The sequence below is a fragment of the Legionella maceachernii genome (assembly GCF_900167045.1).
Classification (GTDB): domain Bacteria; phylum Pseudomonadota; class Gammaproteobacteria; order Legionellales; family Legionellaceae; genus Tatlockia; species Tatlockia maceachernii.
On the sequence record NZ_FUXJ01000008.1, the window covers coordinates 62,136 to 76,106 of the forward strand.

Genomic DNA, 13,971 nt, shown 5'->3' on the forward strand with positions numbered 1-13,971 from the left:
GGACAACTCTAACGTCTATAATTTAATCGATCTTCTGACATTGTTTTAGCTGACTGCAGTACATGAACGACGAAACGACAACCAACATCACTCATTTTCTTACCAAACTTACCCACGATCCTGGCGTCTACCGCATGCTCGATGCCAAAGGTGTCATTCTTTATGTGGGTAAAGCAAGAAACTTAAAAAAAAGGGTAAGTAGCTATTTCAATAAACAAAATGTTGGTGCTAAGACACGGTCCCTCGTCAGCCAGGTGGCTGCAATTGAGGTCAGTGTCACTCGCAGTGAGACAGAAGCGCTGCTGCTTGAATCCAATTTAATTAAGTCACTCCGGCCCAAATACAATGTCTTATTGCGCGATGACAAAACTTATCCTTATATTCACGTGACTGCGAGTCATACTTTTCCTCGTATGGAGCTCTATCGTTCCAAGAAAAAACCAAACAAAGGCGAATTTTATGGGCCCTACCCCAGTGCAGCTGCAGTGCGCGAAACGTTAGGAACAATCCAAAAAGTATTTAAAATTCGTAATTGCAGTGACAATTACTTTAGCACGCGTTCCCGTCCTTGTTTGCAATATCAAATCAAGCGTTGTACCGCGCCATGCACGGGTTATATCTCAGTTGAGGATTATCAACGATCGGTGAATGATGCAAGACGTTTTTTACAAGGAAAGTCACAGTTATTGATCAATGAATTAGAAAAACGCATGGAGCAAGCAGTCGAGCAGCTCGCTTTTGAAGAAGCGGCCATTTTGCGTGATCAAATTAAAAGTCTGCGTTTGGTGCAAGAACAGCAAGGGGTCGTCCAGTTGCGTGGGGATGCCGATGTGATAGCGATTGAAGCGCAGCCAGGGTTTGCTTGTATTCAGTGTGTGACGGTGAGAGAGGGCCGGGTCTTGGCTAGCCGCAGTTTTTTCCCCTCAGTACCTAAACAACTTTTTACTGAAGAGGAAAATGACGACAATAGTTTGTGGCAAGAAGTGTTTACCGCATTTCTCTCTTTTTATTATATTGATACACCTGAGCGAATACCGGCATTGATCATCACTCATGAACCCATCGTTGAGTGCGAAGCGCTACAGGCGATGCTGAGTGAATTGCGCGGTAAAAATTGCCGAATTCAAATAAAGCCACGGGGAGTAAAAGCACGGTGGTTGGATTTTGCACTTAATAATTTGCACCTGTCTGTGGCGGATTATAAAGCCTCGTCCTCCACGATGAGAATGAGGTACCAAGCGCTAGCCGATTTACTCCACCAGCAAGAAACCATTGCACGCATGGAGTGTTTTGATATTAGTCATACGCAAGGCGAATCCACAGTGGCTTCGTGTGTGGTTTTTGACGCAGAAGGACCGCGCAAAGCAGATTATCGCCGCTTTAACATCACTGGGATTACGCCCGGTGATGATTACGCGGCAATGGAGCAAGTCCTTACTCGTCGCTTTAGGCGCTTAAAGCAAGAGCAACAGTTGCCTGATGTGCTTATTATCGATGGAGGGAAAGGCCAAGTCGCTGTCGCGAAACGTGTTTTGGCCGGTTTACAGGTCAACGGGGTCACTCTTTTAGGGATAGCAAAGGGACCTGAGCGAAAAGCAGGCCAAGAGCGTTTAATTTTAGTGGCTGAAGAGAAAGAGGTGAGTTTACCCTCGGATTCACCTGCTTTGCATTTACTGCAGCATATTCGCGATGAAGCGCATCGTTTTGCAATCACCTCGCATAGGAAAAAACGCCAGCATGTGGGGTTGGATTCTTCTTTAGAAGCGATTGAAGGGGTGGGGCCTAAAAGGCGCCAAGCGTTGCTACGGCGTTTTGGTGGCTTACGCGAATTGGCTAAAGCGCCACTCAGTGAAATTGCCAAAGTGAATGGCATCAATAATGAGTTGGCCGAACGTATATTTGCCCATTTTCATTCCTAGAGGTTTCTAAAATGACGAACCTTGACAGTTCGCAGACGAAGTTGCTTGGACCCTGTTAGTAATGAAAGCGGCACTGCACGATGTATAAAGTATCGTCAGTAGCCTTATAGACAATTCGATGTTCCCTATCAATCCGTCGAGACCAATACCCTGACCAATTATGTTTTAACGGCTCAGGATCGCCTATTCCCTCAAAAGGATGACGTAAAATGTTTTTGATTAATGCATTGATTCTTTGGAGTGTTTTCTTATCAGTAATCTGCCAGTACAAATAATCCTCCCAGGCGTTTTCAGCCCATGAGAGAATCATTCTTCAATCATCCCATGGGGTTTAGATTGTCCAGATTCAACTTCGGCAATTGCCTGATTTAATCGCTCTGCATTTTTAGGGCTGGACATTAAATATGCGGTTTCTTCATAAGATTTAAAATCATCTAAAGACATAATCACTGCAGGTTTACCATTTTGGCGGGTAATTAATATGGAAACATGATCTTCATTCACTTTATCTAAAGTGTTGGCTAAATTATTTCTCAGAGCAGAATAACTGATAACATCCATCTTAATCTCCTGAATAAAATATTGATTGGTACTTATAATTGTACATGTACTATTTGTTGTACGCAAACGTATTCTAAATTTACCTTTTGGCAGTAAAAGGGCTGTGTGCAGTAGCCCTCAAGATAAATTTTACCCAAACACTAAACTTTTTAAACATCCTACCGACATAACTTTTAAAGCTTATTTTTAAGTTGTTCACCACCAAGATTTGCAACAAAAAAATAAGAATTTTGCATTTTAAGCACACTTCTTGCATCACAATTATTGAAAGTAGATTAGGGGAATCACGACATGAAGAAAATAACAGGAGTGATTACACTGATGATACAGGCAGCTGCAATTAATGCTGCAAGTTATTATGGTCCATCTCTTTGCGCTTACCCAGATTACCAATGCATTAAAGTGGGTTCTGGGCAATCTTGGGAGAAATTATTTCCCGATGAGCAACAGCGAGATATAGTCCAGCGGCTAAACCGTACGTATAACAGTTTATGGTCCGGTAAAATCCTTGTTGTTCCCCGTAATTTATCCCAAAAAACACTGCTTGATTTTTCACCTTTTCCGCTATCGATTAATGAAAAAGGGGAAAAACAAGTTATTGTTGACCAGGATAAATTAGCCTGGGGTGCTTACGACAGGGATGGGCAACTGGTCAAGTGGGGACCTATTTCATCAGGAAGAGATCGATGTCCCGATGCCGCTCGATCCTGCCGAACGATGACAGGCATCTTCCGCTTTTTCAGTAAGGAAAATGAAAAATGCCGGTCTAACGTGTACCCCATCGGACGCGGAGGAGCAAAAATGCCTTTCTGCATGTATTTCCATAAGGGTTTTGCTTTACATGGTTCGCCTGATATTCCCGGATATCGAGCAAGCCATGGTTGTGTGAGAATGTTTACTCGCGATGCTGAATGGCTCAATCATGATTTCGTCGAATTATCCAATGAAACTAATCATTATTTGGGTACTAAAGTAGTGATTCGTCCTGTTTTGACAAAAGAGGAACCACAGCAATGAACACGATCACAAAAAATATAAGCGTAAGTCTTTTTCTGACGTTATTGTCTGTTGGTATTGCCAACGCTAAGTCGGAAAAAGAGGAGAAGGCCGAAAAAGACGATAATAAACCACCCATTGGTTGTTATAACTCCGGTTATCAATTCGAATTGGAAGCTTTGCATTTGCATCCAGGTGGAAATGGGCAAAATCAATCCATGTACTTTTTATTTAATACATTGGGTCAGCCCGTCAATCTTTTCCAAATGCGTGATGAAGAAAGTTCACGCAGCATGTACTTAAACCACGTGATTGGTCCGCATGAGTGGGGAATTCTATCGACCAATGAAAAGAAAGTTAAATTCATTTGTTCGGTTCCCAGTAAAAAATCACCCTATGGTCAAGTGGTTGATTGTGCGCAGACGCTTAGAGTTTGTGAATACACCAATGTGCGTTACGGCTTAAATAATCGAGGTAACTATTGGTTGGCGAATAGTAGTACCAGAAATGGCGCAGTTAATGCAGTAGTGCATTATGGAATTATTCCAGGAATGTAATGGAAACATGATGTTTAAATGATGATTCAATAAAAACAAATGGGTTTACCCAGATTGACATGCAGTAAACAAAAAAATGAGGGGAGTACCATGAAATCATTCGTACCATGGTTTTATTTGGTTGCAGCCACTGGAGGCCAATTTGCCTTTGCCGCAAATGGATTGGATGCTTATCGTCAAGGGAATTATCCACTCGCTGCACAAACACTTCTTAGTGAATCTGGGAAAGATCCCGTTGCTGATTATTATATGGGGCGGATGCGTTTATATGGATACGGCCAATTAAAGAATAATAATTTAGCCTTGCGCTATTTTAATCAGGCTGCTGAAAAGGGCATGTTACCCGCGCAGCAACTGCTGGCACGGTATAACCTTATTGAAGAAAAAAATCCAGAAAAAGCATTATATTGGTTTAAAAAAGCAGCTGCTGCGGGTGATGTTCAGGCACAAATGTATTGTGCTGCCGCTTATTTATTCGGTTTGGGCACGAAAGAAAATTCAGATACCGCAAGAAAATATTATATTGATGCTGCCAAAGCCGGTAATGCTCTCGCGCAATACACGTTGGGTATGCATTTTCTTGAGAGCCGTGATCAACGAAATAAAAAACTGGGTGCAGTTTGGTTAACAAAGGCAGCTGACCAAGGCTTTACGGAGGCTCAAGCAAAATTAGGCGAACTCTACGCAAACGGAAGCGTAGTGACGCGCGATAATAACAAAGCAGTTGATTTGCTCATGAAAGCGGCTGCCCAAAATTCATCATCAGCAATGACAACCCTTGGCGAATTGGCAATAAAACAAAATCAAATCGAAACAGGTAAAGACTGGTTAACTAAAGCGGCCAATGCCCATAATGGGCGTGCAGCGATGAGTTTAGCGCGCCTCTATCTTGATCAAAAATCGTCGATTTACAATCCCCAAACAGGATTTATGTGGACACTGCAAGCCGCTCAAAATGGTTCGGGCGAAGCTCAGCAAGCGCTTGCTCTTCTTTATAAAGAAGGTAAGGGTGTTGCGATGAATCCGCAATTGGCAGAGCAATGGGAGTTAAAAGCTAAAGCAACATTAGCAAAAAAAGACAGTGAAGTTGCTCCTGCTATTGAAGCTGCACGATGGCTAAGTAATGGGAAAACGGACAATTTTACTGATAACAGCTATAGTTTAGGCGGAATTTACAGTGCTTGGCAAAATCCCCTTGCCTTAAAAGAAAATAACTATAATTCCGCTCCACAAATGGAAACGGTTTCCCGTGCGGAAATTTATAAACCTAATTTTACGATGGTTCAGCCCAGCGAAATTCCTATCAATGACTATTTTGACTTAATTGCACCCATGCTCAATGCGAATCATGTGGCCACATGGACTTTTCCTCGCTATCCATTGGATAAACAAATTGAAGCGTTGCAGGCTAATGAATCGCTAGCTCTCGAGCATAAACCAAGACAATCCATGGTGGATGAAGGTTCACCGTATCCAGAGAAACCAGGTCCCCAAGACTTCAATTACTTCAAAGAAAAAACGGTAGGTTGGGAAAATAAGGCAAATTATCAGTCGGTTTTAAATCAATTGTATGGGCAGGCCATTTTAGGCGATTCATCCGCTCAATTTGAAATCGGTCAGCTCTATCAATACGGTATCGCTGTCAACAAAAGTCCTCAACAAGCGATCATTTATTATCAATTGTCAGCGGCTCAACAAGAGGTGCGTGCGGAATACAATCTCGGTATTTTGTATTTAGAAGGCCAAACAAATCCAGTCGATTACAAGCAAGGCATAAGCTGGATGACTGACGCTGCATTTAAAGGAAATGTTTACGCGCAATACGTGTTGGCTAATATCTACGATAAAGGATTTACCGATGCAAACGGTACTATGATCGTCGAGCCTGATATGCAGCAAGCGCTAGCCATGTACTACTTAGCATCATCCAATGGCTATGGTCCAGCCCAATATCGCTTGGCAGAATATTTAGTGAAGCAAAAGCAAGCCGGATTGAGCGTTGTTGCTAAACAAAATCGTACGAAATTAATCCGACGCCTTTATCAAGGTGCAGTGAATCAAGGCGTAGTGGAAGCTGAGTTACCCTTAGCTTATTACAACGCGATGGATTCTGCTAATCCTGAAAAACAATTACAAGCGTTTAATGTGGCCCAAAAAGCTGCCAAAGAAGGCAATTCTGAAGCAGCGTTGTTACTTGGGATGATGTATGAGAGAGGAATTGCAGTACCTGCCAATCAAGTTGAAGCCTTGTATTGGTATCAACAAGCAGCGTTAAATCCTGTGAATGCGTTTATTCTTGGTACTTACTACAGCCAAGGAATAGGGCTTGGTAAAGACATGGAAAAAGGCAGAGCATTACTGCAACAAGCAGCTGATGCGGGTTTCTCTTATGCAAGCCTCAATTTGGCCATATTGAAACATGAGGAGAATGAAGCGTTTCTTGATGATTTAAGTAAAGCGCGTGATGAAGGCAATAGCATCGCAAGCTTGTTACTCGCGGATTACTACCTCGCCCAAGCGAATGATCCAAGTAATATGCAACTCGCTCAAGATATTTATCAAAATTTAGCCGACAAGGGTGATAAAGATGCCCAATTAAAACTGGGTTATCTTTATGATACGGGTCTAGCTGGAAAACTTGATCGAGAGTTGGCTGCAAGATGGTATTTAGCTTCAGCGGAGCAAGGTCAACCTGTTGCCCAATACCTCTTAGGCCAACTCTATCAATTAGGCCGAATCGGAAAAGAACCCGATTATGCGGAAGCTAAAAAGTGGTACACAGCAGCCCAAACCACTTATCCCAAAGCGGCCGTTGCGTTAGGTTTTATCTACGACACGGTTGAAGATGATTATCTTAAAGCGCTTGAAAGCTATCAGTTAGCCGCTCAAAAGGATGATCCTGTTGGCGAATACGACTTAGCTTTAATTTATGAAAAAGGTAAAGGACTACCAGTTGATTATGCCAAAGCCCAGGAGCTCTTTACCAAAGCGGCTGATAAAGGGTATAGCGATGCGATGACACAGCTGGCAGACATGTACTTCACCGGTCAAGGCATTGCGCGCAATGATCAAAAAGCACTGCAACTCTACAAAAAAGCGGCTGATTTGGGTGATCCCGATGCCCTTTATCAACTTGGCTTATTGTCTGAAACCGGTGTGGCAACGAAGCTTGATTTTGGCAATGCAGTGAATTATTACCATAAAGCTGCTGAAAAAGGCAATGAGAAAGCGAAACTTGCTCTTGCCAGAATGTATCAATATGGTTTAGGGGTAAACCAAGACAGTGAGCAAGCAAAACAACTGTATGGTGAATTGGCGGCAAATAATAATGCATATGCTCAATACCAATTGGCCTTAATGTTGTTTAATACCTCGCCAGAGCGTAAATCCGACGAGGGCAAACGTCTATTACAACAAGCGAGCGAGAACGGAAGTCTACAAGCACGCAAAATGTTGCAATGGCTTGATGCACAGCAGCAAGAAAGAATCAGCTTTATTGAACCCATTTCCATCAGCCAAACCCCTGTTTTGGCGGGACAACAACCTGCTGATTTAATGTACTTTGACGCGTTAAGTGAGTGGAACCGCGGTGATGAGGACTTATCAAGAAGGATTTTAAAACGCTTGATGATTCGATTTCCACAATACACTCCTGCAAAAAGAGCTTATGAACAATTAAATCAACATTCCTCTTCGCTTTCTTTAGTCTATAACGAGCGCAGTAAACCTGAATAATTTCTAAGCCTCTTTTCTATGTGCAATCCGCGTTTTGCCGCGGATTGCGCTATGTATCGACGGTAATCGTTTTTGAAAGCTTATAAGGCCATTCTGCGAATGCGTCATTCCAGGCTTAATGTTTTTCCTTCTTTTCTTTTTTGTTACCTAATAGCCAATCCACACTCACTTCAAGTTCATCGGCCACTTTTTCCATGGATTTAGGATCGACAGCCACACCATTTAGCAACGCTTCGGCTTTAAATTTAGGTAATCTGAATAATTTGGAGCAAACTTGGATACGTTCGCCGATTAAGCCAGGAACGCCGATGGCGTCCAACTCTCTATTTAGACGTTCTGATAATTGTTTATTACTCATCGCTATCCCCTCTAATTTTTTAGTTAGTTTAATCCATTGAACATTAAGAATTCCTTAAATCTTTATGAGATAAAAAAATAATCCGTAAAGCTTAGTCTAACTCGGACTCATTCTTAGTTAGAGCATGAGTTGACTGTAATTAAACTAAAAAGTTTCCGTGATAAATTTCGTTAATATTTGCTTAATAATTAGGTAACTTTCCCTTAATTTTGTTTGGATATACTGAACATATTACGGTTTATATATCAGCAATTAAATGAAGACAAAATCAGTGGAAACAGCAAAAAATGAACATCCTAAAATCGATGAGTTAATTAAGGATGTACGCCAATTAATTCAATCTGAAAAAGAAGCATTGATTGATAGCTATTTTAAAAAAATTATTGAAAAATGCTCAAAGGAATCAGCATTAGATAAAGATTCTCTCCGACAATTATTCCAAACAGTTCACGCTAATTTAGAATCGGATCAAGATAAAAAATTGGTGAAAGAAACTTGGAATAGCAATGAAATTTCTTTAGATAAAAAGGCGAGAAAATTAGCGGAGTTTTTAGCCGAAAACGAAGGAATACCATCGATAACCTTTGTAAGGCATATGAAGAAATTTTTAGCGATTGTCAATGCGGATGAAGAGTTAGATTTATTATTGAATAATCCTCAAGATTATATTTTTAGTCATCCGAATTTTTCAGCCCATGATCTTCAAATTTTAGAGATCATTATTAATGATCCAAAATTTAATAAGTTACCATCTATTCACAAAGAAAAACCTAGCAGTGCTTCAGTTTACACGCCATTGTCTTCCTACATGTACCAATTGCGAGCAGACACTTACGGCTCAATGGATGCCTTGAGATTTCCTCATTGCATCAATCCGACTGTAAAAGAGCAGGTCATCGAAAGATCAAAGAAAGAATACCATGGGCCGAAAGTCATGGGCGGTATGGGAGCCCAACAAAGCTACGATCGAAATGCGATCAAAGAAACCGCTGCAAAAGTAAAAAAAATGAAAATGGGCGCCTGCCATACCTTTGCTCAATTGGGTGCAGATCATCTATTGAATTTGATGGAGGAAGGCAAGTTACCTCCTATGCCTATAAAAATAGTAAGCCATAAACAGAGTTTAGGTTCACACACTTTTCTTTTGCTTGGTCATAAATCGCAAGATTTAACGGATTTATCTCATTGTCTCATCGTCGATCCTTGGGCTGTGGCTATGGGGCATGACTCGACTCACGGAATTTTTACCGAAGAAAATTACCCTTATCCTGGAATGACAACCCAGTTAGAATGCTGCTACGACAGTGAAGCGCCTGTTGTATCGAGTAAAAAAGAGAGCTCAGCTAATCAATCACTGAGTGAGGAATTAAGCAGTGCTCTAGCGAGAGGGGGTTTTTTTTCTGCTAGCAACAGAAACCAAAGTGAAGAAAAATTAACGAAACCACAGCGAATAGCTGTGGAATTTCTTACTGACCTGATGAATTATGCTGACAAATCGCTGCACCACCCCATTAAAAAAGAATTGGTAAAAACACTCATTGACTCCGTTAAAACAGGTGAGGAAGATCCAGCAACAGCAATCCAACTCGCAACGCTTGCAATGCATGCACGAGCTATAGAAAAAGATGGCGAACGATATAAATGGAAAGGGATTACTGCTATTAATGATGAATCATTTATCAATCTTTTTAGCAAGTCTGCTGGAATTTTCTGGAAAAATTATGTCGCGCAAAACATTGAGAATGCCGATGACGTTGCTAGCTTTGATGCATCTCTGGTTAGCAAAATAGTGAAGACTTTAGATAGTGAAATTGCGCATGAATTTAAACAGGAAAATACACTGAATAGTACTATTTGATCATTTTTTAGCAACTAGTTTATAATCGCGTCTTTGTTGATTTGAATTCTAATGGAGTAGTAAAGGCTAAATTATGCATGATAGAACTGAGAAAAAATCAATTGAGAATGGTTTACTGAGTTTGCCTTGGGAGATGGTGTTTCTAATCTTTGACAACATGCCGCTCAGTTCCGTGATTAATCTTCGTGGAGTTAGCAACGGTTTAAAAGATATCGTTGAGAAATACCTCGAGTTAGAACTTAAAATAAAACAACTTGCTTGCGGCCAAAACCATACACTTGTCTTATTAGCAAAGGGACGCGTGCTTGCCACGGGTTCTAACAAGCATGGGCAATTAGGTGTCCCAGGTGGGGATTGTTTTTCATTCACAGAGCTCACTGGCATTGACCGAATTGAAGCGATAGGGGCTGGGTTTAGTCACTCACTCCTGCTAAGCAAAGAAAAAAAGAAAGTATGGATCATGGGTGATAACAGCAAGGGTCAATTGACATTGACTACAGAAGCTACAACAGAGAGCAAGAGCGATAATCCAGAAGAGGCGCAAACAGAAACAGAAAATACCTCAAAGCCAGTAATGCTCCAAGAAGTTGCTGATCTGAAAAAAATCAAAGCGATTACTACTGTTGATTTTACCACTGCAGTGTTAACGGATGCTGGAGAAGTAAAAACCGCTGGAAAGGATAGCTTGAAACCCCGTCTCATCAATAATCAATTAAGACTATTACCTGATTGGATCACCTTGCCTGAAGATTTAGATATAATTGATGTTTCCTTTGGAATGTCTCACGCCCTTCTTCTCACTGCAGAAGGTGTAGTTTACGGGAAGGGTAGCAATGAATTAGGCTTATTAGGGTTAGCTAACATTGAGAGTTGCCCAGATTGGACTAAGCTATATGATTATAAAGTAAGTAAAATCAAAGCGACCTCTTTAGGCAGTCTTCTTTTAACTGCAGACCATAAGCTCATGGTGTCAGGGATTAATTCAAGCAAACAATTTGGTAACTTAGAAGAATTGATCCCGGGTTTTGAAGAAATTGCTGCTAGTGTTACCGATTTTGATGCCAATGATTCTCATACCATTTATTTAGATGCTTCTCATCGATTGTACGGTATGGGCAGCAACGATTTAGGGCAGTTGGGTACCGGAAAACCCAGGGCCCAAGGTACGTCAGTACCTGCTCCCGTCATTCCAGTAAAACAACTTACTGTTTCTCAATTTAGAACACCAAAAATGAATCCCCAGGCTTTCTTTCAATTTGAATCTCAGTCGAATTCTATAGCGGCAGTGGGGTGGAAGGCTATCAAAGATATGGATGAAAATTGGGATAGAGAGCCTTCGCATTGCAAATCGTTTCCTTAAAATAAATTAATAACTAACCCAATTGATGAATCTTAATTAACATCCCCGCTTGTGGATGATCAAAATAGTAAGTCTCTCCGCCTTTTAACCGTTGTTTTTGAGCAAACACAAACGGAGAATGGCTACTGTCAGCAGGCGAAAACAATAATTCAGTATTCAACAAATAATAGCTTGAACGTTGAATGCGTAAAGCACCTTCCAGTTGCCAACCATCGCGGTTAATCTTAGGCAGTGAAACAGCACGTTGGCTATTAAAAGGCTGTAACCAAGTGTAATGCAATAGCACTCGGTATTCCGGACGTCGGTGCAGTGCCCAATATTCTTCGCGCAATTGCGAGGAGGAAAAAGGGAGGAGATGATAGGGGGTGAGTTCTTTACGAATTTCGGTTTGTAATGGTGCAGCATGGGTGCTTTCAGAGGATAGGGTTGAAGAAAGAGAGAGTTCTGGAGGCAAGTTAGCCGATTGAGGATGAGTAAAGATAATGAGGTCAATTTGATAAAGCGAGGGAATGTCATTGGCTTGAGTAAAGCAGGAAAAAAGCACGAGGGCTAGGAAAATTATTGTTTTTAACATGTTTATTCTTCTTAAAATTAATCGACTAAGTCCGTTGCACATCCAGTTCGAAAATTATACCCAAGATACTTCAAAATGCCAGATTTAGAAATTGAATGATTGTCTCTTTACTTATCTCTTGTTAGAGTGATAATTCTCTTTTATATCAATAAGATTCATGAAAAAAATTGCAGAAATTAAACAGCTCAGTGTTTCGTTTCAAAATAGAGGCAGGCTGATTACTGCTGTTGATCATGTGAATTTTAAGCTTAGTCCAGGTGAAACTTTAGCGTTGTTAGGGGAGTCAGGTTGTGGCAAATCAATCACTTCCCTTGCGTTAATGCGTCTCTTGCCGCGCAATGGGCTCTATGGTTGGAATAGTGAAATACAAATCGATAATCAGGATATCTTGAATCTTCCTGAATACTTCATGCGCACTTTACGCGGTAAGCGGATGGCCATGATTTTCCAAGAACCAATGACAGCGCTTAATCCTGTATTGACTATTGGTGAGCAACTCGTTGAAATAGTAATCAAATACCCGATTGCCGGTAAGCGAGTTAAAGCGCGATTAGTGGAGCTACTTGAAAAAGTAGAAATGCCTAAACCTGAGCTTCGTCTTCGACAGTACCCCCATCAATTATCCGGTGGACAAAAGCAGCGTGTCGTGATTGCGATGGCCTTAGCTGCAAATCCGGAAATATTAATTGCTGATGAACCAACCACAGCGCTCGATGTCACTATCCAAGCGCAGATCTTATCCCTACTGAAAAAATTGCAGCAGCAATATCAAATGAGCATGTTGCTCATCACTCACGACCTGGGAGTGGTAAAGGCAATGGCTGATCGAGTTTGTGTTATGTATGCAGGCCAAGTGGTAGAGCAGGCTGCTGTAGCCGATTTTTTTACCCAAGTTTTGCATCCTTATTCGCAGCAACTGCTGGCTTCTCTACCCAGCTTTAATAAGCGCAAGCAGCGCTTGCAAGCGATTCCTGGTGCTGTTCCCTCTTTAGATGCATTACCTGAGGGATGTCGATTTCATCCCCGGTGTGCCCATGCTTTTTCAATTTGCTCCTTAATCACACCGCAACTGCAGGCTATTGAAGCACGAGAGGTGCGTTGCCATTTATATCCTGAGTATGAACGTCCGCCTGCGATCGCAATGAAAGAAACCAATCACATGGTAAAAAAGGGAAGCACTGAAATCGTATTGCAGGTGAAAGATCTTGCAGTCTCTTTTTCTGTAAAGAGGAGATTATTTCAGCGCAAGATCGATCCCATCAACGCTGTTGATGGGTTGTCTTTTAACTTATATAAAGGAAAAACACTAGCCTTGGTTGGTGAATCAGGGTGTGGGAAGACAACGGCAAGCCGCGCGTTATTACGATTGCAACCGATCCGCGGTGGAGAGGTGAATTATCGTGGCCAGAATGTCAGGGCATTAAGAGGGCGAGCCCTGCGTGAATACCGCAAAAAGGTACAAATTATTTTTCAAGATCCTTTTTCTTCGATGAATCCACGCATGACGGTGGGGGAGATTCTTGCAGAAGGCATGCATGCTCAAGGACTAAGTGCCCGTTTTATTCGTAAAAAGCAGCAGCTTCTTTTAGAACAAGTGAATTTACCGCGCAACAGCCTGCATCGTTATCCACATCAATTTTCAGGCGGTCAGCGACAGCGAATCTGTATTGCTCGCGCTTTAGCAACCGAACCTGAGGTATTAATTTGTGATGAACCCACCAGTGCACTTGATATTTCGGTCCAGGCACAAATTCTTAATTTATTGAAAGACTTGCAATATGAAACGGGATTAGCTTACTTATTTATTACTCATAATATGGCAGTGGTTTCCTACATTGCCGATGATGTGTTAGTCATGCATGATGGAAAAACGGTTGAAACGGGAACCTGCGAAACGATTTTAAAATACCCAAAACACGATTATACCCGCCAGTTGCTAGCAAGCGTCTTGCAAATTTGAGCTTCTTCCTAATCTCTTCTGTCGTCCTGAATACAGCAAAGGACCTCCAATGCTGGGCAATACCTTGATTAGGGAGATCCTATGCTACGTGCA

11 protein-coding genes are annotated in these 13,971 nt (G+C 41.5%); 7 read left to right on the plus strand and 4 right to left on the minus strand.

Annotated elements, in window-relative coordinates:
• Positions 1–62: 62 nt before the first annotated feature.
• Positions 63–1,919 (plus strand): excinuclease ABC subunit UvrC, encoded by a 1,857-nt coding sequence (gene uvrC, locus B5D33_RS08205; RefSeq protein WP_058451219.1) that lies wholly within the window; start codon positions 63–65, stop codon positions 1,917–1,919.
• Between the two features lie 55 nt (positions 1,920–1,974).
• On the opposite strand, the gene B5D33_RS08210 is transcribed toward uvrC, so the two are convergent.
• Both B5D33_RS08210 and B5D33_RS08215 read right to left on the minus strand, forming a co-directional pair.
• Positions 1,975–2,229: a Txe/YoeB family addiction module toxin gene (locus tag B5D33_RS08210; protein WP_058451220.1), complete on the minus strand. Its 255-nt coding sequence runs from the start codon at positions 2,227–2,229 to the stop codon at positions 1,975–1,977.
• Complete coding sequence (locus B5D33_RS08215) at positions 2,226–2,480, minus strand: type II toxin-antitoxin system Phd/YefM family antitoxin (protein WP_058451221.1); 255 nt, start codon at positions 2,478–2,480, stop codon at positions 2,226–2,228. The genes B5D33_RS08210 and B5D33_RS08215 overlap by 4 nt, the downstream gene beginning before the upstream one ends.
• A gap of 291 nt (positions 2,481–2,771) precedes the next feature.
• Between B5D33_RS08215 and B5D33_RS08220 the strand changes: the two genes are divergently transcribed.
• The 3 genes from B5D33_RS08220 (at position 2,772) to B5D33_RS08230 (ending at position 7,768) form a co-directional block, all read left to right on the plus strand.
• A complete protein-coding gene (locus B5D33_RS08220; protein ID WP_058451222.1) occupies positions 2,772–3,497 on the plus strand; it encodes a L,D-transpeptidase in 726 nt (241 codons plus the stop codon).
• Positions 3,494–4,033 (plus strand): hypothetical protein, encoded by a 540-nt coding sequence (locus tag B5D33_RS08225; protein WP_058451223.1) that lies wholly within the window; start codon positions 3,494–3,496, stop codon positions 4,031–4,033. Before B5D33_RS08220 ends, B5D33_RS08225 begins: the two co-directional genes overlap by 4 nt.
• A gap of 90 nt (positions 4,034–4,123) precedes the next feature.
• Positions 4,124–7,768 carry a tetratricopeptide repeat protein gene (locus tag B5D33_RS08230; protein WP_058451224.1) on the plus strand — a complete coding sequence of 1,215 codons (3,645 nt, stop codon included), beginning with the start codon at positions 4,124–4,126 and terminating at the stop codon, positions 7,766–7,768.
• A 115-nt stretch (positions 7,769–7,883) separates the two neighbouring features.
• On the opposite strand, the gene B5D33_RS08235 is transcribed toward B5D33_RS08230, so the two are convergent.
• Positions 7,884–8,126, minus strand: coding sequence for a hypothetical protein (locus tag B5D33_RS08235; RefSeq protein ID WP_058451225.1), 243 nt, complete (start codon positions 8,124–8,126; stop codon positions 7,884–7,886).
• Positions 8,127–8,382: 256 nt separating this feature from the next.
• On the opposite strand from B5D33_RS08235, the gene B5D33_RS08240 reads away from it, so the two are divergent.
• Both B5D33_RS08240 and B5D33_RS08245 read left to right on the plus strand, forming a co-directional pair.
• Positions 8,383–9,984, plus strand: a complete 1,602-nt coding sequence (locus B5D33_RS08240; protein ID WP_058451226.1) for a hypothetical protein — start codon at positions 8,383–8,385, stop codon at positions 9,982–9,984.
• A 73-nt stretch (positions 9,985–10,057) separates the two neighbouring features.
• The gene (locus B5D33_RS08245; protein WP_058451227.1) at positions 10,058–11,344 is read left to right on the plus strand and encodes an F-box protein; all 1,287 of its coding nucleotides are present in this window, start codon (positions 10,058–10,060) and stop codon (positions 11,342–11,344) included.
• A gap of 13 nt (positions 11,345–11,357) precedes the next feature.
• Here B5D33_RS08245 and B5D33_RS08250 read toward each other — a convergent pair whose 3' ends face one another.
• Positions 11,358–11,918: a CsiV family protein gene (locus tag B5D33_RS08250; protein WP_058451228.1), complete on the minus strand. Its 561-nt coding sequence runs from the start codon at positions 11,916–11,918 to the stop codon at positions 11,358–11,360.
• 157 nt (positions 11,919–12,075) lie between these two features.
• Between B5D33_RS08250 and B5D33_RS08255 the strand changes: the two genes are divergently transcribed.
• Positions 12,076–13,878, plus strand: a complete 1,803-nt coding sequence (locus tag B5D33_RS08255; RefSeq protein ID WP_058451229.1) for an ABC transporter ATP-binding protein — start codon at positions 12,076–12,078, stop codon at positions 13,876–13,878.
• Positions 13,879–13,971 lie beyond the last annotated feature (93 nt).